The sequence below is a fragment of the Frankia sp. AgB32 genome (assembly GCF_023243045.1).
Lineage (GTDB): Bacteria > Actinomycetota > Actinomycetes > Frankiales > Frankiaceae > Frankia.
The window spans coordinates 1-24,226 of the sequence record NZ_JALKFX010000005.1 but is presented as its reverse complement, the minus strand read 5'-3'; the positions used below and the strand labels follow the sequence as shown (position 1 = coordinate 24,226).

The 24,226-nt window shown below is 71.7% G+C and carries 24 protein-coding genes and 2 pseudogenes; 11 read left to right on the top strand and 15 right to left on the bottom strand.

Going from position 1 to position 24,226, the window contains the following annotated elements:
* Nucleotides 1–139 precede the first annotated feature (139 nt).
* The 3 genes from MXD60_RS02735 to MXD60_RS02725 all read left to right on the top strand — a co-directional run bounded on the left by MXD60_RS02735 (nucleotide 140) and on the right by MXD60_RS02725 (nucleotide 3,824).
* Nucleotides 140–2,455: an MMPL family transporter gene (locus MXD60_RS02735; RefSeq protein WP_248817322.1), complete on the top strand. Its 2,316-nt coding sequence runs from the start codon at nucleotides 140–142 to the stop codon at nucleotides 2,453–2,455.
* 63 nt (nucleotides 2,456–2,518) lie between these two features.
* Nucleotides 2,519–2,974 carry a MaoC family dehydratase gene (locus MXD60_RS02730; RefSeq protein ID WP_248817320.1) on the top strand — a complete coding sequence of 152 codons (456 nt, stop codon included), beginning with the start codon at nucleotides 2,519–2,521 and terminating at the stop codon, nucleotides 2,972–2,974.
* A 22-nt stretch (nucleotides 2,975–2,996) separates the two neighbouring features.
* A complete protein-coding gene (locus tag MXD60_RS02725) occupies nucleotides 2,997–3,824 on the top strand; it encodes a crotonase/enoyl-CoA hydratase family protein (RefSeq protein ID WP_248817318.1) in 828 nt (275 codons plus the stop codon).
* 270 nt (nucleotides 3,825–4,094) lie between these two features.
* On the opposite strand, the gene MXD60_RS02720 is transcribed toward MXD60_RS02725, so the two are convergent.
* The 3 genes from MXD60_RS02720 to MXD60_RS02710 form a co-directional block, all read right to left on the bottom strand.
* On the bottom strand, nucleotides 4,095–4,337 hold the full coding sequence (locus tag MXD60_RS02720; RefSeq protein WP_248817316.1) for a hypothetical protein: 243 nt from the start codon (nucleotides 4,335–4,337) through the stop codon (nucleotides 4,095–4,097).
* Nucleotides 4,338–4,370: 33 nt separating this feature from the next.
* Nucleotides 4,371–5,354, bottom strand: coding sequence for a beta-ketoacyl-ACP synthase 3 (locus MXD60_RS02715; protein WP_248817315.1), 984 nt, complete (start codon nucleotides 5,352–5,354; stop codon nucleotides 4,371–4,373).
* Nucleotides 5,355–5,618: 264 nt separating this feature from the next.
* Nucleotides 5,619–6,335 carry a TetR/AcrR family transcriptional regulator gene (locus MXD60_RS02710; RefSeq protein ID WP_248817314.1) on the bottom strand — a complete coding sequence of 239 codons (717 nt, stop codon included), beginning with the start codon at nucleotides 6,333–6,335 and terminating at the stop codon, nucleotides 5,619–5,621.
* 485 nt (nucleotides 6,336–6,820) lie between these two features.
* On the opposite strand from MXD60_RS02710, the gene MXD60_RS02705 reads away from it, so the two are divergent.
* Nucleotides 6,821–6,982 carry a hypothetical protein gene (locus tag MXD60_RS02705; RefSeq protein ID WP_248817313.1) on the top strand — a complete coding sequence of 54 codons (162 nt, stop codon included), beginning with the start codon at nucleotides 6,821–6,823 and terminating at the stop codon, nucleotides 6,980–6,982.
* Nucleotides 6,983–6,997: 15 nt separating this feature from the next.
* Here MXD60_RS02705 and MXD60_RS02700 read toward each other — a convergent pair whose 3' ends face one another.
* From MXD60_RS02700 to MXD60_RS02680, 5 genes are all read right to left on the bottom strand, one after another.
* The gene (locus MXD60_RS02700; RefSeq protein ID WP_248817312.1) at nucleotides 6,998–7,660 is read right to left on the bottom strand and encodes a TetR/AcrR family transcriptional regulator; all 663 of its coding nucleotides are present in this window, start codon (nucleotides 7,658–7,660) and stop codon (nucleotides 6,998–7,000) included.
* 265 nt (nucleotides 7,661–7,925) lie between these two features.
* Entirely contained in the window at nucleotides 7,926–9,737 is a 1,812-nt protein-coding gene (locus MXD60_RS29195) for an acyl-CoA dehydrogenase (RefSeq protein WP_248817311.1), read from the bottom strand.
* A 4-nt stretch (nucleotides 9,738–9,741) separates the two neighbouring features.
* Nucleotides 9,742–10,908, bottom strand: coding sequence for an acyl-CoA dehydrogenase family protein (locus MXD60_RS02690; protein WP_248817310.1), 1,167 nt, complete (start codon nucleotides 10,906–10,908; stop codon nucleotides 9,742–9,744).
* Between the two features lie 126 nt (nucleotides 10,909–11,034).
* Nucleotides 11,035–11,328 (bottom strand): EthD family reductase, encoded by a 294-nt coding sequence (locus tag MXD60_RS02685; RefSeq protein WP_248817308.1) that lies wholly within the window; start codon nucleotides 11,326–11,328, stop codon nucleotides 11,035–11,037.
* A 64-nt stretch (nucleotides 11,329–11,392) separates the two neighbouring features.
* A complete protein-coding gene (locus tag MXD60_RS02680) occupies nucleotides 11,393–11,590 on the bottom strand; it encodes a hypothetical protein (protein WP_248817307.1) in 198 nt (65 codons plus the stop codon).
* Nucleotides 11,591–11,790: 200 nt separating this feature from the next.
* Between MXD60_RS02680 and MXD60_RS02675 the strand changes: the two genes are divergently transcribed.
* Nucleotides 11,791–12,432 carry a TetR/AcrR family transcriptional regulator gene (locus MXD60_RS02675; RefSeq protein WP_248817305.1) on the top strand — a complete coding sequence of 214 codons (642 nt, stop codon included), beginning with the start codon at nucleotides 11,791–11,793 and terminating at the stop codon, nucleotides 12,430–12,432.
* Nucleotides 12,433–12,464: 32 nt separating this feature from the next.
* Here the strand turns inward: MXD60_RS02675 and MXD60_RS02670 are convergent, their stop codons facing one another.
* Entirely contained in the window at nucleotides 12,465–12,677 is a 213-nt protein-coding gene (locus MXD60_RS02670; protein ID WP_248817303.1) for a hypothetical protein, read from the bottom strand.
* Nucleotides 12,674–13,594: an amidohydrolase family protein gene (locus MXD60_RS02665; RefSeq protein ID WP_248817301.1), complete on the bottom strand. Its 921-nt coding sequence runs from the start codon at nucleotides 13,592–13,594 to the stop codon at nucleotides 12,674–12,676. Before MXD60_RS02665 ends, MXD60_RS02670 begins: the two co-directional genes overlap by 4 nt.
* Nucleotides 13,595–13,951: 357 nt before the next feature.
* Between MXD60_RS02665 and MXD60_RS02660 the strand changes: the two genes are divergently transcribed.
* Complete coding sequence (locus MXD60_RS02660) at nucleotides 13,952–14,710, top strand: SDR family NAD(P)-dependent oxidoreductase (protein ID WP_248817299.1); 759 nt, start codon at nucleotides 13,952–13,954, stop codon at nucleotides 14,708–14,710.
* A 92-nt stretch (nucleotides 14,711–14,802) separates the two neighbouring features.
* Nucleotides 14,803–15,000 (top strand): annotated as a pseudogene (locus tag MXD60_RS29670) (hypothetical protein); the annotation flags it as partial.
* A gap of 109 nt (nucleotides 15,001–15,109) precedes the next feature.
* Here the strand turns inward: MXD60_RS29670 and MXD60_RS02650 are convergent.
* Together MXD60_RS02650 and MXD60_RS02645 are read right to left on the bottom strand one after the other, a co-directional pair.
* Nucleotides 15,110–16,942, bottom strand: a complete 1,833-nt coding sequence (locus tag MXD60_RS02650; RefSeq protein ID WP_248817296.1) for an acyclic terpene utilization AtuA family protein — start codon at nucleotides 16,940–16,942, stop codon at nucleotides 15,110–15,112.
* A gap of 67 nt (nucleotides 16,943–17,009) precedes the next feature.
* Nucleotides 17,010–17,804 (bottom strand): enoyl-CoA hydratase/isomerase family protein, encoded by a 795-nt coding sequence (locus MXD60_RS02645; protein WP_248817294.1) that lies wholly within the window; start codon nucleotides 17,802–17,804, stop codon nucleotides 17,010–17,012.
* A gap of 434 nt (nucleotides 17,805–18,238) precedes the next feature.
* On the opposite strand from MXD60_RS02645, the gene MXD60_RS02640 reads away from it, so the two are divergent.
* Together MXD60_RS02640 and MXD60_RS02635 are read left to right on the top strand one after the other, a co-directional pair.
* Nucleotides 18,239–18,643 carry an NAD(P)-binding domain-containing protein gene (locus MXD60_RS02640; protein ID WP_248817292.1) on the top strand — a complete coding sequence of 135 codons (405 nt, stop codon included), beginning with the start codon at nucleotides 18,239–18,241 and terminating at the stop codon, nucleotides 18,641–18,643.
* A 12-nt stretch (nucleotides 18,644–18,655) separates the two neighbouring features.
* Complete coding sequence (locus MXD60_RS02635) at nucleotides 18,656–19,147, top strand: efflux MFS transporter permease (protein WP_248817291.1); 492 nt, start codon at nucleotides 18,656–18,658, stop codon at nucleotides 19,145–19,147.
* Nucleotides 19,148–19,234: 87 nt separating this feature from the next.
* On the opposite strand, the gene MXD60_RS02630 is transcribed toward MXD60_RS02635, so the two are convergent.
* Together MXD60_RS02630 and MXD60_RS30180 are read right to left on the bottom strand one after the other, a co-directional pair.
* Nucleotides 19,235–19,483: a hypothetical protein gene (locus tag MXD60_RS02630; RefSeq protein ID WP_248817289.1), complete on the bottom strand. Its 249-nt coding sequence runs from the start codon at nucleotides 19,481–19,483 to the stop codon at nucleotides 19,235–19,237.
* 360 nt (nucleotides 19,484–19,843) lie between these two features.
* Nucleotides 19,844–20,026, bottom strand: coding sequence for a hypothetical protein (locus MXD60_RS30180; RefSeq protein WP_248817287.1), 183 nt, complete (start codon nucleotides 20,024–20,026; stop codon nucleotides 19,844–19,846).
* Nucleotides 20,027–20,281: 255 nt separating this feature from the next.
* Here MXD60_RS30180 and MXD60_RS02620 point away from each other — a divergent pair, with 255 nt between their 5' ends.
* Entirely contained in the window at nucleotides 20,282–22,078 is a 1,797-nt protein-coding gene (locus MXD60_RS02620; RefSeq protein WP_248817285.1) for a CocE/NonD family hydrolase, read from the top strand.
* An 88-nt stretch (nucleotides 22,079–22,166) separates the two neighbouring features.
* Here MXD60_RS02620 and MXD60_RS02615 read toward each other — a convergent pair whose 3' ends face one another.
* Complete coding sequence (locus tag MXD60_RS02615) at nucleotides 22,167–22,622, bottom strand: TetR/AcrR family transcriptional regulator (protein ID WP_248817283.1); 456 nt, start codon at nucleotides 22,620–22,622, stop codon at nucleotides 22,167–22,169.
* 1,107 nt (nucleotides 22,623–23,729) lie between these two features.
* Between MXD60_RS02615 and MXD60_RS28480 the strand changes: the two are divergent.
* Nucleotides 23,730–24,226: pseudogene (locus MXD60_RS28480) on the top strand (collagen-like protein); the annotation flags it as partial.

The following is a 24,226-nucleotide window of genomic DNA, read 5'->3' as shown; positions in this document are numbered from 1 at the left end:
GCCATGTGGCGGTCATGGAGCCGCAACATGGCATTTCACCATCCGTCCCGCGGGGACGGGGGTGGAAATTTCTGTCGGTGGGGTGCGCCAGAATCACCGTGAGCAGGACGAGACCGCGCGAGATCGGGTGGAGATGGGCATGGCCGGAGAAGACTCCGAGATCCAGGCTGGCGGCCGGGCGGCCGGCGGTGAGGCGGCGACCGCGGCCGTCGCGCCGGGCGCGACGGCCGAGTGGGCCGGCGGCGCGCCGGGCGACGCGGGCGGGGGCCGGCGCAGGCGTCCCCGTTTCGTCTACGTCTTCGGCGCGCTCGCTGTCGTCTGGTTGCTGGTCGGCCTGGTCGGCGGTGGTTACCAGAGCAAGCTCGGTGACGTCCAGAAGAACGACAACGCGGCGTATCTGCCGAGTTCCGCGGAGTCGACCAAGGTCGACAAGGCCCAGCAGCAGTTCCGCACGCTGCAGACGATCCCCGGCTTCATCGTCTACCAGCGCGAGAGCGGGCTGACCGCCGCCGACAAGGCGAAGATCACTGGTGACGTCCGCAGGCTCGCCGGGGTCAAGGGCGTGGACGGCGGCCAGACCGCCGCCCCCCGGTTCGCCAGTAGCGGAAAGGTCGCGAGCATCTCGGTGTCGCTGATCGGCAAGAACGGCACCGAGGAGGTCAAGGGGCCGGACATCGCCGACGCAGAGAAGGCGGTGCTCGCTGCGGCGCGCGAAGGCGCGGCGGCCGGGCTCGTGGTGCACTCCGCCGGGCCGGGTGGCCAGCTGGTCGCGTTCATCGATGCGTTCTCCGGGATCGACGGGCTGCTGCTGCTCGCGGCCGGGCTCGTCGTCATCGGCATCCTGCTGCTCGTCTACCGCAGCCCGGTGCTGTGGTTCTTCCCGCTGTTCAGCTCGGTGCTCGCCCTCGGTGTCTCCTCACTGGTCATCTACCCGCTGGCCAAGCACAACGTGCTCACGCTCAACGGGCAGAGCCAGGGCATCCTGTCCGTCCTGGTGATCGGCGCCGGTACCGACTACGCGCTGCTGCTGGTCAGCCGGTACCGCGAGGAACTGCACACGCACGCGAGCCGGGTCGAAGCAATGATCACAGCCTGGCGAGGAGCCGCTCCGGCGATCTTCGCCTCGGCCGTGACGGTGATCCTCGGCCTGCTGTGCCTGAGCCTGGCCGAGCTCAACTCCACCCGCAGCCTTGGGCCGGTCGCGGCCATCGGGATCGCGGCGACCGCGCTGGTCATGCTGACCTTCCTGCCGGTCTTCCTCGTCCTCGCCGGCCGGTGGATCTTCTGGCCCCGCATCCCCCACTTCGACCACCCCGACAACGGCCAGACCGACCTCGCCGGCCACGGCGGGTGGGTCCGCTTCGCCGAGGGACTCGTCCGCCGGGCCCGCGGTGCGTGGATCATCACCGCGGTGGTGCTGTTCGCCTGCGCCGGCCTCATCACGACGCTGAAGGCGGACGGCCTGTCCTCGACCGACAACATCCGCGGCAAGCCCGACGCGATCATCGGGCAGAAGATCTTCGACGCGAACTTCAGCCAGGGCGAGGGCGCGCCCGCCGTCATCGTCACCAGCACCGCGGCCGTACCGGCGGTCATCGATGCCGTCTCGAAGGTCGACGGCGTGGCGACCGGTCCCGGGGCCGTGTGCGTCGAGGTCGACTACGCCAAGGTCGCCGAGCTGGTCAAGGCCGGGAAGCGGCCGCCGGCCGCCGGCAGGGACGGGTGCCCCGCTGCGGCAGTGCGCGTCTCCCCGGTCAACGGTCGAATCGCGGTGGACGCAACCCTGGTAAACCGCTACGACTCCGACGCGGCCTACGACTCGATCAAGGCGATCCGTTCGGCCGTGCACCCGGTCGCGGGCGCTGACGCGATCGTCGGTGGCCAGTCCGCGATCAACCTCGACACGCAGTCGGCGTCCCGCCACGACCGCAACCTGATCATCCCGATCGTGCTGCTGGTGATCCTGGTGGTGCTGGGGCTGCTGCTGCGGGCCCTGGTCGCGCCGGTGCTGCTCATCGTCACCGTCGTGCTGTCGTTCGCGGCGACGCTCGGCGTCAGCGCGGTGGTGTTCAACCACATCTTCCACTTCGCCAACGCCGATCCGGGCTTCCCACTGTTCGCGTTCATCTTCCTGGTCGCCCTGGGAATCGACTACAACATCTTCCTGATGACCCGGGTGCGGGAGGAGACGCTCAACCACGGCACGCGCCGCGGTATCGTCCGTGGTCTCGCCGTGACCGGCGGAGTGATCACCTCCGCCGGTGTGGTGCTCGCGGGGACGTTCGCGGTCCTCGGGGTGCTGCCGGTGGTCTTCCTCTCCGAGGTGGGTTTCTCGGTGGCCTTCGGCGTGCTGCTCGACACGATCCTGGTCCGCTCGGTGCTCGTGCCGGCCCTCGGTTACGACATCGGCCGACTGGTCTGGTGGCCGTCGAAGCTGGCCCGCGGCGACGCCTGAGCAGCGGAGTCCCTACTGGCCCGGTCCGATGCGCGGGCCGGGCCGGTAGGGAAGGATGAGCCCATGACGAAGAGCATCAACGGCGTCGAGGAACTGCGGGCCGTCGCCGGCCAGGAGCTGGGGACGAGCCCCTGGCGTGAGGTGACCCAGGCCCAGGTCAACCTGTTCGCCGACGCGACCGACGACCATCAGTGGATCCACGTGGACACCGAGCGCGCGAAGGAAGGCCCGTTCAAGCAGACGATCGCGCACGGGTTCCTCACCCTGTCGCTCGTTCCCGCGCTGCTCGGTGAGGTCGTGAAGTTCAGCGGCTTCAAGCTGGCGCTGAACTACGGCCTGAACAAGGTGCGTTTCCCCACCCCGGTGCCGGTGGGCGCGCGCGTGCGCGGGCACGTGAAGAACCTTTCCGTCGAGGATGTGAAGGGCGGTGTGCAGTCGGTCACCCAGATCACCGTGGAGGTGGAGGGCTCCGCCAAGCCGGCCTGCGTCGCCGAGTTCATCTCCCGGTACGCGGTCTGACCCGGACTGCCGGGCTGTAGCGATGACGCCGCTGGTCCTGGTCGACATCCGCGATGGCGTCGCGGATGTCCGGCTCAACCGACCCGAGAAGATCAACGCGCTGGACCAGGCCATGTTCGCGGCGCTCGCCGAGGCCGGCGAGGACCTGCGCGGGCAGCCGGCGGTACGCGCGGTCGTGCTGTCCGGGCAGGGGCGCGGCTTCTGCGCGGGCCTGGACGTCGCGATGTTCTCTGAGATGGCGGCGGGCGCCGCGGGCGGTGCGGCCGCGCTCGTCGAGGTTCTGGCCACCGACGGGCGGATCACGCATCTCGGTCAGCAGGCCGCGTGGGTGTGGACCGAGCTCGAGGTGCCGGTGATCGCCGCGATCCACGGTCCGTGCCTCGGCGGCGGACTGCAGATCGCCCTCGGCGCGGACCTGCGGATCGTCGCCCCCGACGCCTCGCTCGGCCTGCTCGAGATCCGCTGGGGCATCATCCCGGACCTGACCGCGAGCCTCACCCTGCCTCGGCTCGTCGGCCCGGACGTGGCCAAGGAGCTCTACTGGACAGGGCGGACCGTCGACGGTGCCGAGGCCGTCCGGCTCGGCCTGGCAACCCGGCAGGCGCCGGACCCCCGCGCCGCCGCGCTGGCCCTCGCCGCCGAGATCGCGGCCCGCAGCCCGGAGGCGGTGCGGGCCGGCAAACGGCTGCTGACCGAGCCGGCCGGGGGTTCGCCGGCTGGACGTTCGGCGGCCGAGCAGCTCGCCCGTGAACGCGAGGAGATCACCGCTCTGTTCGGCGGGGCGAACCAGATCGAGGCGGTCGAGTCGTTCTTCGCGAAGCGCCCGCCGGTCTACCGCGACCCACGGTAGGCGCCGCCCCGCCGGCCACGGCCAGGCTCCGCCGCCGACGACCGCGCAGGCGTTGTCCTGCTGATCGGTCCAAGGCCGGAGCGCCTGCGATCGGACCGTCCGCGCACGAACAGCGTGACGTCGCGGCGGGGGAGAGGTCCGGGCCGGCGAGCCTCGGCGCGGAACCCGAGCCCGGGGGCACGAGGGGCCGGCCGAAGCGGATCCGGGTCAGCTCGACGATCGCCGCGCGGACCCCCGCGGGATCGCCGTCGAGCGCCAGCTCCGCGGGGGTCAGCACGTCGGGCATGCCCGCCCGGAGTAGCCGAGCAACGCCACGCCGGCGTACGGGCGCCGCCGGGCCTGCTGGTAGGCAACGAGCATCGCGCCCATGGAGTGGCCGACGCCGAGCAGGACCGGGCCGCCAAGGTCCGGGCCGAGGTCCAGGCCGGCGACGAGGCGCCCGACCGCGTCGACGTCGACGTCGGTCTCCGGCGCGCCGGCCACGGGGACGCGGACGGTCGCACGTTCGATCATGCCGACCCGCCCGCAGGCACGGTCGTCATCCGGTCAGGGCACGCGGATGACCTGCGCCGCCCAGCTCAGGCCGGCGCCGAAGCCGACGAGCAGGGCGAGGTCCCCGGAGGCGATCTCGCGCTCGTGGCGCAGGCGGTGCAGGGCGAGCGGGATGGACGCCGCCGAGGTGTTGCCGCTGTCGGCGCCGTCGCGGGCCACCACCGCCCCGGTCGCCCCGAGGCGGGTCGCGATCGTGTCGACGATGCGCAGGTTGGCCTGGTGCGGGATGACGGCGGCGAGATCGGTGGGCGCCACGCCGGCGGCGTCACAGGCTGCGAGGGCGATCGCGGGAATGGTCGTCGTCGCCCAGCGGAACACCGCCTGGCCCTCCATGTGCATCCACTGGGTCTTGTCGATGATGTGGATGAGCTCGGCCGCCGAGCCGTCGCTGCCCCAGACGACCGGCCCGATGTCGCTCGGGTCCCCGACGCCGAGGACGGCCGCGCCCGCGCCGTCCCCGAAGATGATCGAGGTGCCGAGGTCGTTCGGATCGACCCACGCGGTCATCTTCTCCGCCGCGACGACCACGGCGTGGCGGGCCGAGCCGACCCGGATGGCGTCGGCGGCCGTGGCGATCGCGTAGCAGAAGCCGGCGCAGGCCGCGTTGAGGTCGAACACGTTCGCCCGGTCGGCCCCGAGCTCGGCCGCGACCCAGGCGGCGACTCCGCCGAGGCTGCGGTCGACGCTGCAGCTCGCCGCGATGATCAGGTCGATCTGCTCGGGCGGGACGTGGCTGTCGAGGACGGCGTCGCGGGCGGCCCGCAGCGCCATGTCGTGCACGGTCTCGTCCGCCGCGGCGATCTGCCGGGTGCCGAAGCCCGTCCGGGTCCGGATCCACTCGGGGGGTCGGCCGAACCGCTCACCCAGCTCCTCGTTGCCCAGCCTCCCGGCCGGCCGGTAGACCCCCAGACCGGTGAGCTGGGCGCCAGCGGCTTGGGGGACGCACCTCGGCGCCTGCGGCGCACCATCGTCTGCCATCGATTGGCCGTCCTTCGTCGCTGCCCCGATCCGTCTGGGCAATTCCACTGCAACATAGCAGATGCTATGAGGCTCGTCGGGGGACACGTCGACGGCAGGTGGCGGGAAAGTAGGTTGGTCGCGCCGGGCGGCGAGACCCCGGGACGGGCCACGACGGGCGACGAGCGCACCCGCGTCGGCAACATCGTAGTCCGGCCGGGGCTGAACACCCTCACGCGAGGCGATACGGGTCGCTCATCGATCGGTTGATGCGGCAGACGGAGATCAGGTTGCGGTGTCGGGGAAGGACTCGCCGGCGGGTTCGGCCGCCAGCGCGTCGATCACCGGGACGATCGTGCGCCGCAGGTAGGCACGCAGGCGTTGCTCCGAGGTCGTCCGGGCGCTGTCGAACATCAGCAGTGACAACAGCCAGCGCACCGACGTCTCGACGATCTCGTCCAGATGCGGTCCCAGTGTCGGGTTGTAGCCGACAACCGGGGCGATGATGGGCCTGGCTGCCGCGAGCGCGTGCGCCGACAGCGCCTCCTGGGCGTTCCGGTGCTCCGTCCCGACCCCCATGATCGGCGCCAGGGCCGGCTCGGCCCGGAACTCCCGCCGCACGGCGATCAGCGCCTCCACCACGAACTCGCTGGCGCTGCGGGCGCGGCGCCGGGTGGTCACCACGACCCGCTGGCTGATCTCGACCCCCACGCGCTCCAGCGCCGCCGGGATCAGATCCTCCCGGGCGTCGAAGCGGGCGTACACGGTTGGCCGGGACACGCCCGCGATCGCCGCGATCGTGCTGATCGATGACCGTTCGACCCCCCGGCGTCGAATGCAGACCGTCGCGGCATCGATGATCTTGTCTCGAGCGGGGGTCGACGTGCCCGCGTCCGGATCGGTGGCGGCCTCCGGCACCCGGCCGGACCAGGGGGCGCGGCGGGACTTCGGCTCGGCCCGGCCCCCGCCCGCCGCCGGCGCACCGAATCCCTCGTCGTCCATCCACACCTCCCCGACGCGTCCCACGCCCGGGCGCCGCCGCGCCCTGACCATCCATTTTGACCGCGACCTGCCCCGGGACGGGAGGCTATCCGCGCTCGGCCGGGCGCCGCCCGGTCGGCGCGCCGCGCTCCGGCCGAGGCGGCACAGATCACGTCCGGTCCAGGCGTCGCGGGCAGCCGGCAGGGGCGCGGGCTGGCGGTCCCGGCCGGACGGCCATAGAACGTGATGCGCTTAATTATCTAACTTTTGCTGGCCGGGCCTGGGCTGGTTACTGTCTGCGGACGCTGTTGATCGTGTGACCGGGACCACCCGTCACGGAGGTCGCGAGATGCGGACCAGGGCCGCTGTGTTGTGGGAGCAGCCGGCACGTGGCAGATCCACGAGCTGGAGGTGGAGCCGCCCCGTCAGGGTGAACTCCGCCTTCGGATGGCGGCCTCCAGGGCTCGCCGTTCGGTGCGTCGAGCCCGTCGAAGGACATCCCGGCCATGCTGGAGCTGTACCGACAGGGCCGGCCGCGCCTCGACGAGCTGATCACCACCCGCTATCGCCTGGACGAGCTCAACGACGGGAACGCCGACCTGCGCGCCGGGCGCAACGTGCGCGGCGGCGTCGTGTCCGACCACTGCCCTGTCACGGCTGACCTCTGACGAGGCCCGCGGACGTCAGCGCTGGCGCTCCTCGGCGGCGACGAGACCGGCGAGGAAGAACCGGCGGGCCTCGGCCTCGTGCTGCCCGGTGTTCTCGGGCGCGACGCACTCGGCGAGCTGGCTGCTGATGGCGAACCCGCGGATCGCGTGGAACAGCGCGCTGCGGGAGGCGTCGTCGGCGTCCGGGCCGAGGGTTTCGGTGAGCAGCCGCGCGACCTCGTGGGCGACGCGGCGCTGCTGCTCGGAGAGCGCCTCGAGGGCGGCCGGTGAGGTGTCCGGGTCGTGCTGGAGGTTGAGCATGATCTGGATGCTGGCGAGGTAGATCGGCCGGCCGTAGTGCTCGGCGAGCAGGTCGTAGAGCGACACCACGCGTTGCGCGAGCGTGTCACCCTCGACGTGGCGCTCGTCGAGGGTGCCCAGGAAGTTGTTGTGGAGCTCGTCGACGGCCGCCAGCATCAGCGCCTCACGGGAACCGAAGTGGTACTGGATCGCTCCCCAGCTCACCCCGGCGCGCCGGGCGATCTCGTTGGTGCTCGTCCGGTAGAAGCCGAGTTCGAGGATGCAGGCGACGGCCGCGGACAGGATCTGCGTGCGCCCGGCCGGGTCCTTCGCCACCGCCCGGCGCCGCGAGCGGTCCCGCGGGGCCCGCGCGCTGGCGTTCTCGGCGGTTTCCGCCACGGTGTTCCTCCCAGTTCAACGCCTGGTGGCCGATCCTTTCACGACCGCCATCCGGCAGCGATGATGTGCTTCGTCACGTCTGGCTCTGGCGCCCGGGGTCAGGAGCGGCTGAGCAGCACCTGGTGCGGCTGGCGCTGACCAGGGCGAGCCGGGGGTCGTCGAGCAGGTTGGCGGCGGTGCCGCGACGCTGACGCACCGCCTCGGTGGTCAGGTTCAGACCGTGGACGTAGCCCTCTGCGATCAGTCCCCCGGTGGTGTTGAGGGCTCAGAGCCAGGCCGGGTCGGTGTCGAGGGTGGTGCGGTCCAGGGCGGCGAGCAGGTCGAGCTGCGGGCCGGTGCGCGGTAGCTCCCAGCGGAAGAAGTAGCGGGCGGCGGCCCGCTTGCCGTCGTAGAACGCCCCGTCCCTGCCATGGGCGGCCAGCGCCTGCTCCAGCCACAGCCAGGCGATCACGGTGTGGCCGACGGCCTCCAGGTAGACGGTGGCGTTGGCGAGACAGGCGTCGGCGTCCGGCTCGGCGCCGAGCGCCGCGGTGATGTCGACGATCCGGCTGGTGACGGCGGCAAGCTGGTCGGCGAACGGAGCGAGTTCCCCGCCGGCGGCCCGGCCCGCGCCGACGGTCGTGGTGATCGTCTCGACCAGCGCGGTCAGCCCCGCGCCGCCGCGGGCGCCGACCTTGCGGCCGAGCAGGTCCAGGGCCTGGATGCCGTGGGTGCCCTCGTGGATCGGGTTCAGCCGGTTGTCCCGGTAGTGCTGCTCGACGTCGTACTCCCGGGTGTACCCGTAGCCGCCGTGGACCTGGATGGCGAGGTCGTTCGCGGCCAGGCACCACTGCGACGGCCAGCTCTTCACGATCGGCGTGAGCGTGTCGAGCAGCAGGTGCGCGCGCTCGCGGGCGGCGGCGTCCGGCGCGGTGCGCTCCTCGTCGAGCAGCCGGCCGGCGTAGAGGACCAGCGCCAGCGCCCCCTCGACGTAGGACTTCTGCGCGAGCAGCATCCGCCGCACGTCGGCATGCTCGATGATCGGCACCTGCGGCGACGCCGGGTCCTTGCCGGCCGGCGGGCGGCCCTGCGGCCGCTCGCGGGCGTAGCGCAGCGACTTCAGATAACCGGTGTAGCCGAGCGCCATCGCGCCCGCGCCGACCCCGATGCGGGCCTCGTTCATCATCGAGAACATGTAGGCGAGGCCGTGGTGCTCCGCGCCGACGAGGTAGCCGACCGCGCCCGGCTCGCCGCCGGGGGTGTGCCGGCCCTCGCCGAAGTTCAGCAGGGTGTTCGTCGTGCCGCGGAAGCCCATTTTGTGGTTTAGCCCGGCGAGGGCGACGTCGTTGCGCGCATCCAGCGTGCCGTCCGCGCCGAGCAGCCACTTCGGGACGACGAACAGGCTGATGCCCTTCACCCCGGGCGGTCCGCCGGGGATCTTCGCGAGCACCAGGTGGACGATGTTCTCCGACAGCTCGTGGTCCCCGCCGGAGATCCACATCTTGTTCCCGAACAGCCGGTAGGCGCCGTCCGGCTGCCGCTGCGCGCGGGTGGTGATGTCCGACAGGGACGAGCCGGCCTGCGGCTCCGACAGGCACATCGTGCCGAGGAACCGCCCGTCGAGCATCGGCCGGACGAACGTCTCGACGAGCTCCGAGCTGGCATGGGTGAGCAGCAGGTTCGCGTTGGCGATCGTCAGGAACGGGTAGCCGGATGTCGCCACGTTCGCCGCCTGGAAGAACGCGAAGCAGGCGCCGGCGACCACCGACGGCAGCTGCGCGCCACCGACGCCCGCGTCCATCGTTGCGCCGAGCAGGCCGGTCTTCGCGAACACCGCCAGCGCCGCGCCGATCTCGGGGATGAGGTGGACCCGTTCGCCGTCGAACGTCGGCTCGCACGTGTCGGCGAGCCGGTTGTGCGGGGCGAAGTGCTCGGCAGCGACCTGTTCGGCGAGGTCGAGCGCCGCGTCGAAGGTCTCCCGGCCGTGCTCGGCGAAGCGCTCCCGGGCGGGGAGCGCCCCGACGTTGAGCCATTCGTACAGCAGGAAGTCGACGTCCCGGCGGGAGATGAGATCGCCGCGGGAGGTTGCGGTTGGCACGGGGTCAGCCGTCCGTGCGGTGCTGGCGGGCGAGGTCGCGGCCGATGATCTCCTTCATGATCTCGTTCGTGCCGCCGAAGATCGGCTGGATGCGGGCGTCGGCGTAGGCCCGGGTGATCGGGTACTCCAGCATGTAGCCGTAGCCGCCGTGCAGCTGCACGCACCGGTCGACGACCCGGTTGTGCAGGTCGGTCAGCCACCACTTGGCCTTCGCCGCGTCCACCGGCGTCAGCGACCCGTCGTTCAGGGCGAGGACCGCCCGGTCCACGTACACCTGGGCGATGTCCAGCTCGGTGGACAGCTCCGCCAGGGTGAACCGGGTGTGCTGGAAGTCGCCGATCGGCTGGCCGAACGCCTTGCGCTCGAAGACGTACTCGGTGGTCCAGTCGTAGGCGGCGCGGGCGAACGCGTACGAGGTCGCCCCGATCGAGAGCCGCTCCAGCGGCAGCCGTTCCATCAGGTGCCCCAGGCCCCGGCCGGGTGTGCCGAGCAGCGCCGTGGCGGGTAGCGCGATGTCGTCGAAGAAGAGCTCGGCGGTGTCGTTGCCGCGCAGGCCGAGCTTCTCCAGCTTGCGGCCGCGCCGGAACCCCTCGGCCGCGCTCTCGACGAGGAACAGGCTGTACCCGCGGGACCCGGCGTCCGGGTCGGTGCGGGCGAACACGATCACCACGTCGGCGTGGATGCCGTTGGTGATGAAGGTCTTGCTGCCCGACAGGCGCCAGCCGTCACCGTCGCGGACCGCGGTGGTGCGGATGCCCTGCAGATCGCTGCCCGCGCCGGGCTCGGTCATCGCCAGCGCGCCGATCGCCTCGCCGGCGACCAGCTGCGGCAGCCACGCCTTGCGCTGCTCCGGGGTGCCGAGGTCCATCAGGTAGGGGACGACCAGGTCGTCCTGCGCGCAGGTGCCGGCGTTGAACGACGCCGCGCCGACCCGGGCGAACTCCTCGATCAGCACCATCCGGTACCGGTAGTCCCGCTCGCCGGCACCGCCGTGCTCGGCGGGGGCGGCGATGCCCAGCAGCCCCTGGGCACCCGCGGCGAGCCAGGCCGACCTGTCGACCAGGCCCTGCTCCAGCCAGGCGTCCTGATGGGGGACGACCTCGCGTTCGACGAAGGTGCGGGCCGTCTCCCGCAGCGCCTCGTGGTCGGCCTCGAACAGATCTCGCCGCACGCCGCACGCTCCTCGCTCAGGGTGGTCCCGTACCACCGGCAACCGGATGGCAGTAGTCGCTACGGCCCGCGGCCGGCACGATCCAGGTGCTGGCTGGTCACCGGGGCGTGCCGGCCGGGCCGGCGGTCAGCGGACGACCTCGCCGATCTGGATGGCGGGGGAGAGCGTCGTGTAGTTCGGCGTGTCCTCGCCGAGCGCCTTCGTCCCCGGCGAGCCGAGGGCGGCGTTCAGCTCGTCCATGGAGGAGAACGTGAAGTGCACGGCCGCGACGTGCGGACCGCTGATCCCGCGCTCGACGCGGATGTCCAACGGGCTCCACGTCGTCTCGCACAGCGGGATGTGGACGTCCCGGTAGTAGTCGTGGTCGAACGGCGCGCCTTCGGTGGCCGGGTAGAAGACGCTGAGCCGGGCCTGTGCCATGAGATGTCCTCCGTGGTCGTCTGGGCGGTCGTGGGTCGTGGGTCGTGGGTCGCGGCCGGTCGGATCAGGGCAGGCGCTGGACGACCTCGACGAGGTAGCCGTCCGGGTCGGTGAAGAACGGCACGATGGTCGGCCACCGCTCCAGCCGCGTCGGCGCCATCACCTCGGTTCCGCCGTCGTCGACCGGGAACGCCGCGTCGTTGCGGACCAGCCCACCATCGATCAGATGGCCGAGCCCGTCGACCAGTTGCTGGACACTCATTCGCCCTTCCCTCTCGTTCGGGTTTTCGCGGTTCGGGTTTTCGCGGTTCGGATTGTCGCAGTTCAGATTGAGGCAGTGCTGAGAAGTTCTGCTGTTGCGGCCGCGTGGAATGTGCTACGGTGCATTTCCGGCCAGGGGTCGGTCGTTCCCGGCGGGGCGCCTGAAACGGTCGGGAGCGGCTGGTCGGTAACATGCGGACCGTGCGTGAATCCCTCACTCCGGCCCGCGTTCTCGATGCCGCGACGGCGCTGCTGGAACGGCACGGCGTGCGGCAGTTCTCGATGCGCCGGCTGGCCGCCGAGCTGGGAGTCGCGCCGACGGCGATCTACTGGCATGTCGGTAACCGCGAGGAGCTTCTCGACGCCGTTGTCGAACGGGCCGGCGGGATTCTCGGCGCGGTCGGTACGGCGGGGGACTCGCCCGTGGCGCGCATCCTGTCGACCGCGACGTCGGTGGCGGCCAACATCGACCGGCATCGCTGGCTGGTCGAGCTCGCCCACCAGCGCGGCGTCCTGCTCGACCTGCTCGGCCCGGCCCGCTGGGCCATCGCCGCGGACTTCACGGCCGCCGGGCTCACCGGGACGCGGGTCGCGGACGCGACGAACGGGGTGATGCAGCTCGTCGGCGAGCACGTCACCTTCGAGCGCTACGCCGTGGACTGGCCCGCGCAGGCCGTCGCCGCGGGCGCCCGCGAGGCCGCGGGCCCGGGTCTCGACGAGGAGGCGGTCGTCGCCCTCGCCCGGACCCCGGACCGGGCCAGAACGTTCACCGTCATGCTGAGCGCCCTCGTCCACGGGCTCCTCACGCGGCCCGGGGACGACCCGGACGCCGCCGCCGGGTAGGACGCCGCCGCCCGGTAGGGCCAGGTCGCCGCTCACGCGGCTGCCGGGACCTCGGCCGGCGACGGCCCGATCCGGGCGGCGGCCGAGGTCAGCACGTCGGCGTCGAACCGGCAGAAGTCGATCGGGTTGAGGCCGAGGATGCGCCGGGCCGCGCCCGCCGGGACGGCCGCGACGGCCTGGGCGATGGACGCCCGGCTGTTCGGCCAGGTGCTCTCCGAGTGCGGATAGTCGCTGCCCCACATCATCCGCCCCACATCATCCGCCCGACGCCGGCCTCGTGGCGGCGGCCGGCCTCGGCGGCGCGCAGGAAGCTCACCCCGAACCAGATGCTCTGCCGCAGGTACTCGCTCGGCGGGCGGCGCAGCGAGGAGATGAACTCCGCGCCGACGAGCTGGCGCATCGCGTCCGCGGTGTCGTGGTCCCTCGCGCCGGTGAGGACAGCGTGCAGGCCGTCGTGGGTGGCGGCGGCGCCCAGCACGCCGTCGAAGCTCTGCTCGGTGACGACGTAACGCAGGCCGGGGTGCCGCTCGAACACGCCGGCCCAGATGATCGGCCAGAGGTTGCGCTGCGAGGAGAAGGTGAACTCCTGCGGATGGACGAGCCGGACCAGCCCGAGGTGGCCGCCGTGGTGGTTGACGGGGACGTCCAGGTCGGCGCACGCGGCCCAGATCCGGTCGTAGCTGTCGTCGAAGATCGGCGGGATGGGCGGGCCGGATGGGATCGCGGGCAGCAGGATGCCGCCGGTCAGCCCGTTCTCCCGGGCCCAGGTGATCTCCCTGACGGCCGCGTCCGGGTCGTTGAACAGGACCTGCGCTATCCCAGCGCGCCGGTGTGCCTGCAGCCCGCCCCGCCCGCGCTCGTGGTCGACGGCCGACGCAGGGCCGGCCACCGGCGCTGTCCGCGGACAGAACGGCGGCGCGGTGTTCGGGAAGATGACCTCGGCGACGATGCCGCCCGCTTCCAGGTGGCATGATCGCTTGGCGCTGTCCCAGTTACGATCCGCATAGATATCGTCGAGGTCCTGCCATGGATTCACGAAATCTCGCGACCATCGGTCGAAATCGTTGTGCCATTCCCGCGGGAGATAGTCTCGATAGCCGAGAAGCGAGGCCCCCGCATAACAGTCGGCGGACACGACGACGTCCGGCTGATCGGAGACCATGACGCCCTCCAAGGCGCAGTGAGGGGAGTTCTGTGGAGGGACCGTAACGGGCGTAACATAGCACGTGAAGATGTTGCCTGGGTGGGTCGGCCGGATATCGCCGCCACCCGCGGGACCGGGGTGGCGGCGGCGGGTGGTCGGGTGGGACGGTGGTGCGAGCTCGGAAGTTGGTCGAGGGGCTCGGCGGCTGTAGCGGAGGTCACGTGGCGGGCTCTGTCAACGTACCCCTGTCGCACCGCACTGTCGCCTTCAACGGGCTCCGACCCTCGGCCGCGGGCGGCGGAACCACGCTCGAATAGCGTCTACTATGTGCTGCGGTCCGTGCTGGCAGCGCGGGCCGGGAGGGAGAAGCCGACCATGCTTGAGCGCTTCAGCCTGGCGGGCAGGGTGGCGCTGATAACCGGGGCCTCGTCGGGTCTCGGTGTCGCGTTCGCCGCCGGATTCGCCGAGGCCGGCGCGGATGTGGTCATCTGCGCGCGCCGGGTGGACCGGCTCGCGGACACCGCCCGGCTCGTCGAGGCGGCGGGCCGGGCGTGCCTTGCCGTCGAGGCCGACGTGACGAAGGTCGAGGACTGCGACCGGGTCGTCGCCGCAGCGGTGGAGACCTTCGGCGCGGTCGACATCCTCGTCAACAACGCCGGCGTCGCCTCGGCGTGCCCGGCGACCCGGGAGAAGCCGGACGACTTCCGCCACGTCCTCGACGTCAACGTGCACGGCTCCTACTGGATGGCCCAGGCCTGCGGGCGGGTCATGCGCCCCGGCAGCAGCATCCTCAACATCGGCTCGGTGCTCGGTTCCACCACCGCTGGCCTGCCGCAGGCCGCCTACAGCACGAGCAAGGCCGCGATCATCGGCCTGACCAGGGACCTCGCCCAGCAGTGGACCGGGCGCAAGGGCATCCGCGTGAACGCGCTCGCCCCCGGCTTCTTCCCCAGCGAGATGGTCGAGCAGTACCTGCCCGGCTACCTCGACGGGCAGCTCGCGGCCCGGGTGCCGGCGGGCCGGGCCGGCGACCCACGCGAACTCGCCGCCGCGGCGGTGTTCCTGTCCAGCGACGCCGCCTCCTACATCACCGGCGTGCTACTCCCCGTCGACGGCGGAATGCTGATCACCTGAGGTGACCGACGACGCACCCGAGGTCAGGATCGAACGCGCCGGCCCGGTCACGGTGGTGACCGTGGACCGGCCGGGCGCGCGCAACCTCCACGATCCGGCGACGGCTGCACCGGCTCGCCGCCGCCCTGCGCCGCGCCGCCGGGGACGGGACACGGGCGTTCGTCCTCACCGGCGCGGGCGAGGTCAGCTTCTGCGCGGGCATGGACCTGCGGGCGCTTGCGACCTCCCCGCGCGACGAGATCGCCGCCGCCGTCGCCGCCTTCGACGCCGCGATGACGGCGCCGGACCGGCCCGTGCACATCGCGGCGGTCGGCGGCGCCGCGACCGGCGGCGGGTTCGAGGTCGCGCTGCGCGAGGGCGTCGCGTCCTTCCTCGGGGAGCGCCCCCACGCTGGTGATCTCAGGGCAAGGCCGCCGTCTGCGGAGTGGTTCCGGCGGCGACGAGGTTGGCGGGGGCGTCGATGTGGCGGGAGCGGACGTACTCGCCGAGGCCCTTGGCCTGGGGATCGGGTCGGGTCGACGACGCGACGCCCTCGCCGAGCAGGCCGACGACGACGAAGTTGACCGCTCGCAGATTCGGCAGCTCGTAGCGGCGGACCGGCAGGTCCCGCGCCTCCGGCAGCAGGTCGACGAACCGTTCGACGCTCAGCGTGGACCGCAGCCAGCGGTAGGTCGCGTCGTCGCGGGCCCACAGGCCGACGTTCGCGTTGCCGCCCTTGTCCCCGGACCGGGCCCCGACCAGCCGCCCGAGTGGAACCCGCACGGTCGCCTCGTTCCCACCCGCCGCCTCGGCTGCGCCCGCCGCGCCGACCGGCTTCGCAGCAGTGGCCGCGGTCGCCTGTCCGGCCGCTGCCCCGCCGGCGGTCTGGTGTGAGTCGGAGTCGGCGGGACTGTGCGCGACGGCCGCCACCGAGCCATCGTCGAAGACCACCTGCTGGTCGACGACGCGGCGGTCGACGGTCGCCGGCCAGTACACGCCGTAGGTGCTCTCGGCGGTGGGGGTGGTGGTGGTGTGCACGCCCGCGTAGCCGCCGAGCACGAGAGCCTGGGTGGCGTTGGAGAACGCCCGGCCGACGCGGGCGCGGTCGGCGTCCTTCACGGTGATCCGCAGGTGTGCGGTCGCCAGCGCGTTGGACTCGGCGTCGGGCCGGTCGAAGCGCAGCAGCCGCACGTCCACCTCGTCGAACGAGTCCTCGCCGCCGAGCAGGTCGAACAGTTCCCGGCGGGCCCAGGCGGCCTTGCGTTCGATGTCGAGGCCGGTAAGGACCAGCGTCATGGTGTTGCGGTAACCACCGAGGTAGTTCAGGACGACCTTGAGCCGGTCGGTGGGCGGGCCGCCCCGGGTGCCCGCCAGCCGCACCCGGTCGGGGCCCTGCTGGGCGAGCCGCACGGTGTCGAAGTGGGCGGTGACGTCAGGGCCCGCGTACGCGGGCCCGGCGATCTCGTACAGGAGCTGGGCGGTGACGGTGCCGACGGAGACCAGCCCGCCGGTGCCGGGATGCTTGGTGATGACGGCTGAGCCGTCCGCGGCGACCTCGGCGATCGGGAAGCCCGGGTAGCGCAGGTCGGTGATCTCCTCGAGGAACGCGTAGTTGCCGCCGGTGGCCTGCGGCCCGCACTCGATGACGTGTCCGGCGGCGACCGCGCCGGCCAGGCGGTCCCAGTCCGTCGGTGACCAGCCGTGCCACCAGGCGGCGGGGCCGAGGACCAGGGAGGCGTCGGTGACCCGCGGGGTGACGACCACGTCGGCGCCGCCGGCGAGCGCCGCGGCGATGCCCCAGCCGCCGAGGTAGGCGTTGGCGGTGACCGGTTCGATGCCGGCGCCCGCAAGGTCGCGCCCGGTGTCGAGGTGGGTGAAGCGTTCGCCGGCCGCGGTGAGGTCCCCGAGGCGGTCGGCCAGGTCGTCGCCGGTGATGTGGGCGATCTTCGGGGCCAGGCCCTGCTCGGCGGCGATCTTCGCCACAGTCGCGGCGAGCCCGGCGGGGTCAAGCCCGCCGGCGTTGGTGACGATCCGGATGCCCCGCTCCAGGCAGGTCCCCAGCACGTCGGTGACCTGGTCGACGAAGGTCCGCGCGTAGCCGGGCCCGCCGCGGGAGCGGGCCTTCCACAGAATGAGCATGGTCAGCTCGGCGAGGTAGTCGCCGGTGAGGACGTCGATCGGCCCGCCGTCGACCATGAGTCGGGCCGCGTCGAGGCGGTCCCCGTAGAAACCGGAGCAGTTCGCGACGCGCACCGGGCGCCTGTCGGTTGTCGCGCCGGTGTCCCTGACTTCGGTGTCCCTGACTTCGGTGTCCCTCACCTCAATGTCCCTTCCACACCGGGGGGCGTCCCTCCCGGAAGGCCCGCGGGCCCTCCTGGGCGTCGTCGCTGTGGTAGACCGGCGCCCACAGCCGCTCGGCCACCTCGAGTGCCTGCTCCAGCGGGTATCTGGCCAGCAGCCCGACGGTCTTCTTCGCCGCTCGCACCGACAGCGGCGCGTTCGCGGCGATGCGCCGGGCGAGGTCGCCCGCGGCGGCGTGCAGCTGGTCGGCAGGCACCACCTCGTTGACCAGGCCCAGCTCGCAGGCGCGCCGGGCGGAGATCGGCTCGCCGGTGAGCAGCAGGTGCATCGCGACCCGCGGCGGCAGCAGGTAGGGCAGCGGCGCCGCCCACGGGGTGCCCCGCCCCACCTTCACCTCGGTGATCGCGAACCGGGCGTGCTCGGCGGCGACGACCAGGTCGGCGTACTGGGCCAGCAGGAACCCGCCGGCGTAGGCGACGCCGTTGACGGCGGCGATGACTGGCTTGTCGATCTCGATGTTGCGCCCGAGCTGCGGCAACCAGTCCGGCGGCGGGACCCGCAACGTCTCGGCCGCCATCTCCTTGAGGTCACCGCCGGCGGAGAACGCCTTGTCCCCGGCGCCGGTCAGGACGAGGACCGCGGCGCCGTCGTCGTCCCGGAACCGCCGCAACCCGGCCCACAGGCCCGCGCGCACCTCGGCGGACAGGGCGTTGCGGCGTTCCGGCCGGTCGATCGTCAGCCAGGCGACCGGCCCGTCGAGGGCGTAGCCGACCGCCGGGCGCTCGGCGACGCTGTCGCTGCTGGGTACCGTCACGACGTCCCTCCTGCCCCGGTCGGGACCTGTCTCCTGAGCCGGTCACGGCCGTCCCCGTCCCGACGTGACGACGTGACGACGTGACGACGGACACGGTACGTCGCCCTACGCCGGCTGGCGGGTCAAACGCCCTGACGGCGGCGACGTCGCGTCCCGGTGCCAGCCCGTCGACGAGATCAGCCTGAGCGGGACGGACCGTCGGAGACTGTTCGAGGCGTGCGTCGCGGAACCGGGAGGCATGTTCGGCGGAGCGCCTGATCCCGGAATCGGCCGCCGGCGCTCGCCCATGGTCGCTGGTTGTCCGGGGCGGGGCCGTCGCATCGATCCGTCGGACGCAGAACCGCACGTCGACCGGACTGGCCGGGGCCGGGGCGGCGGCTGCGCAGGCCCGTCGGATCGGATGCCCGGTCCGCGGCATGTGTGACGATGGCCTCATGACGAGGGTTGGGATGATCGGGCTCGGAGACCTTGGTGGGCCGATCGGGGAGCAGCTCGCCGCCAGCGGTCTGGCGACCACCGTGTACGACGCCGTGCCTGCCGCGACACCGCCGGCGGTGGCCGCCGGCGCGACGGCGGTGGGCAGTCCGGCCGAGGTCGCCGCGGCGAGCGACATCACCCTGATCTGCGTGCGCACCGCGGAGCAGGCCGCCGCCGTGCTGCGCGGCGAGGACTCGCTGCTCGACGGCGCGAAGCCGGGGCACGTGGTCGGGCTGATCTCGACCGAGCTTCCCGACGCCGTGCGCGAGTTCGCGGACCTGGCCGCCGGGCACGGCGCCACCCTGGTGGACACCCCGGCGGCCGGCACGGGGGCGGCCGGCGTGCGCGCGCACACCATGTGAATCTGGTCGGGGGTGTCCGCGGTCGGCTCGGTGTGCGGACCGCTGGCCGGCGGCGTGCTGCTGCGCCATTTCTGGTGGGGATCGGTGTTCCTGGTCAACCTGCCGGTCGTGGCCCTCGTGCTGCTTGCCGGATATCTGTTCGTGCCCGACTCGTGGGATCCGGCCGCCCGCCGGCTCGACCCTGTCGGCGCCGCGCTGTCGATCCTGACGCTGGTGGCGTTGCTGTGGGCGATCATCGAGGCGCCGGTGCGCGGCTGGGTGTCCGCCGGCGTGCTGGACGCGTTCGCCGCCGCGGTGGTGCTGCCCGTCGTGTTCGTCGGCTGGGAGGCGCGGGTCTTCCCTGCCATGACGCCAGGTCAAGCAGTCCCGGTCCCTCGAACGCCCGCGCCCAGTCCACCAGACGCCAACCGCCGCGACCGATATGCAGGCTGGTCGGGTGAAACTCGCTGTGACACAGCCCGAACGGTTCCATTCTCCGCCCCGTCGGACAACGGGACGGCATGATCCTTCAGCATCGCCAACGGGCCCTTCAACCAGGCGGTGTCCACCCACCGACCCTCGGACCGAAGTTGATGAAGATACGCCAGTGCGTCAGCCGGCAACTCCGCCAACGCGGCGCGGTCCACCCGTGGAATCTCGTCCGCCGAGGCGGTCCTGTGCACGGACCTCCGCCGTCGCCGCGAAGAACCACGCCGGACCGATGTCGGCGATCTCTCCCGACAGCTCCACCCGGTTCAGCGCCGCCAGCGTCCCCGACTCACGCAGAATCCGAAGCTCCTGGGCCGTCACATCCAGGTCCGGGTCATCGAGCACGGTCGACGAGAACAGATAGCTGTACACCTCGTCCGCCGTGCGCAGGACCGCCGCCGGATCCGCCGGATCCGCCGTCCGCTGGCCGCTGGCCGAACGAACGGACGAAGTCCAACGCCTGCTGCTCCACCGTCGCGGACTCCGTCTCCGGCAGCGACAACAGCCCCTCGACCACCGTCTGCCAGTCCACCGCAGCCACGTCGGCCGCCCGCTGCGCTGGAAGAAGCACTCCCGCGGCTCGATCCGCAGCAACCGGCCGTCCACCGAGATCCCCGGGATACGCTCCCACCCCGGGGTAAACGGCTCCGATATCACAACCTCGATCGCCGTGTCCAACTCCGTGGCCATCTCGACATCCCTTCCATCAGTCACCGGCGCCGGCCGGGGACCTCATGTCAGCCCGACCGGAGCCGCTACAACGATCGTGATCCGGATCGGCTGGTCAGCTTCGGATTCGACATTCTCGACCTGCACCGCATCACCGCTGCTATTGGACCTGATAGCAAGGCATCCATCGCTGTCGTGAAGAACCTCGGATTCACCGAGGAAGGAAACCTTCGCGACCACGTCCACACCAACGGTGCATGGCGCGACAGCATCCTGTACTCAGTACTCGCTCACGAGTGGTCGCGCGATCAAACATCCTGACTTCAACTGGTTAATCAACCCCATAGTCGCGTGGCTGTCGCAACCCGCGAAAGGTTGATGGTCATCCTGGTCGACGGCGGGCACACGCTGGCCTGACCGACCGCGCACGGCCGAGCTCACGCCCGCCGCGGTGCGGCCCATGCCACACGCTCCACCGCGCGCGTCGACGTTGCCGCCGCGGTGACCCGTGGTTACCGTCTCGTCGCGCGGTTGCTGACCGCCGGTGGGAGGGTGTGGCGGATGTCGGTCGCGAGCCGACTGCTTGCCCGGCGCCTGCGCCTGCCGCCGGCCACCCACCGGGTCCGGGTGGACCGTGATGTTCCGATACCCGGTGCCGACGGGCACATCCTGCTCGCCGACCGGTACTACCCGCTGCCTCGGCTGTCGCCCGCGCGCGACACGGCGGCTCCCACCGCGGCGGCTGTCGGGCCGCGCTCGCCGCACCCGGTCCTGCTCGTCCGGTCGCCGTACGGACGCCGAGGGATCTTCGGCCTGCTGCACGGCCGGTTGTTCGCCGAACGCGGCTACCAGGTGGTGGTGCAGAGCTGCCGGGGCACCTTCGGTTCGGAAGGCACCTTCGAGCCTTACGTCCACGAGAAGGCCGACGGGCTCGGCGCGCTCGCGTGGATCCGCCGCCAGCCCTGGTGCGGCGATGTCGTGGCGACGATCGGCGGCAGCTACCTCGGCTACACCCAGTGGGCGGTCGCGGGGGAGATGGAAGCGCGCCTCGCCGCGGTGGTCCCGACGAACACGACCCCGCACTTCGCGCTGTCCGCCTATGACGGCGGTTCGTTCGCCCTGGCCAACGCCCTGGAATGGACACGGCTGGTGACGACCCTGCACGGCCGCGGCGGGCTGGCCAGGCACCTGGCCGACGCCTCCCGCGGCGGTCCGCGGGCGCTGAGGCGCGGGTTCGCGACCCTGCCACTGGCCGACGCCGACGCCGTCGCCACCGGCCGCCGGGTCGGCTTCTTCCAGGACTGGCTGACCCACGCCCCGCCCGACGAGTACTGGACCCGTCTGGACCACCGGCCGACCCTCCCGGACGTCACCGCCCCTGTGCTGATGGTCACCGGCTGGTACGACCATTTTCTGCCCTGGCAGCTCGAGAGCCATCAGGTGTTGCGCGCCGCGGGCAACCCGCCCCGCCTGGTCGTCGGCCCGTGGACCCACCTGGCCGGGTCGGCGGTCGGCACCACCACCCGGGAGACCCTCACGTTTCTCGACGCCCACACCCGCGGCATCGCCGCGGCGCCACCCGCCCACGTCCGGGCGTTCGTCACCGGCGTGGGCGGCGGGTGGCGGGAGTTTCCGGACTGGCCGCCACCGGGCACCGTTCCCACGGCGCTGCACCTGCACCCCGGCGGACTGCTGGCGACCACGGTGCCCCCGGCCGGCACGGTGCCCCCGGCCGGCGCCGCGGCGGACGTCATCCGCTACGACCCGGCCGATCCGACGCCGTCGGTTGGCGGCCCCCACCTGGGCCGGGCCGCCGGCGTGACGGACAACCGGATCCTCGAGGCCCGTCCCGACGTGCTGACCTACACCGGCCCGCCGCTGCCCGACGCGGTGGAGATCGCCGGTACCGTGACGGCGTCGATCCCGATCAGTTCCGACCGGACGACCTTCGACGTCTTCGTCCGGCTGTGCGACGTGTATCCCTCCGGCGCCTCGATGAACGTGTGCGACCGACTGATACGACTCGCGCCCGAACCGGACACGCCGGCCGGGACGGTGCGCGCCGCCCGGCTCGAGCTGTGGCCGGCCGCCCACCGGTTCGCGCCCGGCCATCGGATCAGGGTCCAGGTCTCCTGTGGGGCGCATCCCCGCTACGCGCGCAACCTCGGCGGTGCCGAGCCGCTCGTGTCCGGGACGACGATGCACGTCGCGACCCAGACTCTTCAGCACGACCCGGAACGTCCCGGCACGATCGTGCTCCCTGTCCTGTCTGCGCGCAGCGCTGACGTCGTGGGCTGAGAGTCGGCTGAGATCGGCGCGGCGGTGGCCCTCCTACTCCAGAGCCGCGCCGTCGGACGCGGCGGATGTCGGGGCCGGGGTCAGGAAGTCACGCCAGACCCGTAGTTCGAACTCGACGGCATCGGCGGACCTGCGGTCCGGATCCCCACCGCACTCGGCCACCGCCAATACCGAGCACAGCCCGGCCGAGATTTTCCGCGAGGATGTGGGGCTCGATGTCCGCCCGTATCGTGCCGTCCCGCTGACCAGCGTGGACGACATTGATGAACGCCTTCCAACCGGCTCCGAACTCCCCGAGGAATCCCTTCTGCTGCTCCGGGTCCACGCCGAGTGAGCGCATCGAGAAGTCGACCATGTTGATCACCTGTACATGGTCCGGTGGCATCTGCGCAACCCACCGGAGCTGGGTTATCACCTGATCCAGGGGTGTGCCGGTCGGCCCGTTGGGATGGGCGATCGACAGCGACCGCAGCGCCATGCTCTGGGCGGAGATCACTGCCTCGCCGAGGGAGTCGAAGTACTTGTAGAAAGTCTTACGACTCATTCCCGCCATCGACGCGACCAGCGTGACGTCGATGGGTCCGCCCTGCGAGCGCGACACCGCCCGGATGACCGCGTCCGCGATCGGATCCCGCTGTGACTGGCGATAGTCGTCCCACTGAGTGTCAGGTGCGGATGGCGGCGTACGTACTGGATGCGGCTTGATTCGGTCCGGCCGGTGCTCGCATCGACATGTGGAAGGTATCCCCTGAGGTCGGATTCGGACCTTCGTCGCCGGCCCCGTCCCCGAGGCCCCCATCCGGCAGAAAATGCGTCCATCGGTAGCTGTCGACATGCGCGGAGGTTCCGGCTTGGTAGGTCGGTGAGAATTAGAACTCCGGAGCGCCCGACCGCCGGAAAATCCCGCCAGATCAGGGTGTGGGAGTCGGCCGCTCCGGCATGATCACCGGTCGGCGTGTCGCGCCGGCAATGATCTCCTCATCTGATATCGATATGAGCCGTCGGGAGCCGACCGGCGAGCCGCCGAAAAAGTTCGGCGCGCTGCCGATGTTCGCGCCGGCGTCGTCACCAGACAGACGCCAGTCGTAGACAGCACAAGATGCCGCTGAGGTGACGGAGAGGAGGTATTGGCCAGGCGGCACCATCACGCCGAATCGCTCCGGTTCCACTCAGGGGCGGCACAGGCGGCAAAGGTTGTATTGCACCGATCCGGTAACGCGAGGAATCGAGCGGAGAAGAATCCGGCAGGCGAGTCCATGGGACCCCTCGCTGCCGCCTTCTTGCTCCATATATCCCTCGGACCTGCTTCTCGCGCACCTCTGGGACCTGTTGACCCTCCTGTCCCGACCTCGCCATCCCATTCTCTCCTCGCCTACCGCTACAGCTGTGGCCCCGCGGCTGAATCCACCTACTTGAGCGCCATGTCCTGGCCAGCCCAGCGCCTTCGCTGGCCATCGCTGCTCGACTGCGGACACCTGAAACTCTCTGATACGGACTGGGTGGCTGGGATGTGGACATCTCTCCCCCGGAACCCACGCCAGCTCTGAGCGCATTCATGCGATCGGCGGCTGTGGCGTGCAGATGAGCTCGTCCCGGCTGAAATTCCTGCTACCTGAACAACGCCTTTCCTACGAATAACTAAGAGGTAATTGTGAACCGTAAGTCCCTGAACAAGGCCGTTGTCAGAGCCGCATTTCTGGTGACCGCCACCAGCGGTGTGCTCGGTCCCATGGCGATCGGCCAGGCGGTGGCCGCCAACGCGGCGGCTCCCGTCGTCAGCCCCACCCAGAACCCGCTGAACATCGACATTGATTTCGACAAGGACAAGCGTGGCCCGCAGGGTCCGCAGGGTCCGCGTGGTTACCAGGGCGCTCAGGGTCCGCAGGGTCCGCGTGGCTACCAGGGTCCGCAGGGTCCGCGTGGCTACCAGGGTGCGCAGGGCGCGCAGGGCGCGCAGGGCGCGCAGGGCGCCCAGGGTCCGCGTGGCTACCAGGGTCCGCGTGGCTACCAGGGTCCGCGTGGCTACCAGGGCGCGCAGGGCGCGCAGGGCGCGCAGGGTGCGCAGGGCGCGCAGGGTCCGCGTGGCTACCAGGGCGCTCAGGGTCCGCGTGGCTACCAGGGCGCTCAGGGTCCGCGTGGCTACCAGGG

Coding starts and splice junctions, on each gene's coding strand:
- MXD60_RS02730 (WP_248817320.1), top strand. CDS start 2,519: ATGACGAAGAGCATCAACGGCGTCGAGGAACTGCGGGCCGTCGCCGGC.
- MXD60_RS02685 (WP_248817308.1), bottom strand. CDS start 11,328: ATGGCACAGGCCCGGCTCAGCGTCTTCTACCCGGCCACCGAAGGCGCG.
- MXD60_RS02725 (WP_248817318.1), top strand. CDS start 2,997: ATGACGCCGCTGGTCCTGGTCGACATCCGCGATGGCGTCGCGGATGTC.
- MXD60_RS02735 (WP_248817322.1), top strand. CDS start 140: ATGGCCGGAGAAGACTCCGAGATCCAGGCTGGCGGCCGGGCGGCCGGC.
- MXD60_RS02670 (WP_248817303.1), bottom strand. CDS start 12,677: ATGATGTGGGGCAGCGACTATCCGCACTCGGAGAGCACCTGGCCGAAC.
- MXD60_RS02710 (WP_248817314.1), bottom strand. CDS start 6,335: ATGGACGACGAGGGATTCGGTGCGCCGGCGGCGGGCGGGGGCCGGGCC.
- MXD60_RS02640 (WP_248817292.1), top strand. CDS start 18,239: ATGACGAGGGTTGGGATGATCGGGCTCGGAGACCTTGGTGGGCCGATC.
- MXD60_RS02665 (WP_248817301.1), bottom strand. CDS start 13,594: ATGGTCTCCGATCAGCCGGACGTCGTCGTGTCCGCCGACTGTTATGCG.
- MXD60_RS02680 (WP_248817307.1), bottom strand. CDS start 11,590: ATGAGTGTCCAGCAACTGGTCGACGGGCTCGGCCATCTGATCGATGGT.
- MXD60_RS02615 (WP_248817283.1), bottom strand. CDS start 22,622: ATGAGTCGTAAGACTTTCTACAAGTACTTCGACTCCCTCGGCGAGGCA.
- MXD60_RS02715 (WP_248817315.1), bottom strand. CDS start 5,354: ATGGCAGACGATGGTGCGCCGCAGGCGCCGAGGTGCGTCCCCCAAGCC.
- MXD60_RS02660 (WP_248817299.1), top strand. CDS start 13,952: ATGCTTGAGCGCTTCAGCCTGGCGGGCAGGGTGGCGCTGATAACCGGG.
- MXD60_RS02705 (WP_248817313.1), top strand. CDS start 6,821: ATGCTGGAGCTGTACCGACAGGGCCGGCCGCGCCTCGACGAGCTGATC.
- MXD60_RS02720 (WP_248817316.1), bottom strand. CDS start 4,337: ATGATCGAACGTGCGACCGTCCGCGTCCCCGTGGCCGGCGCGCCGGAG.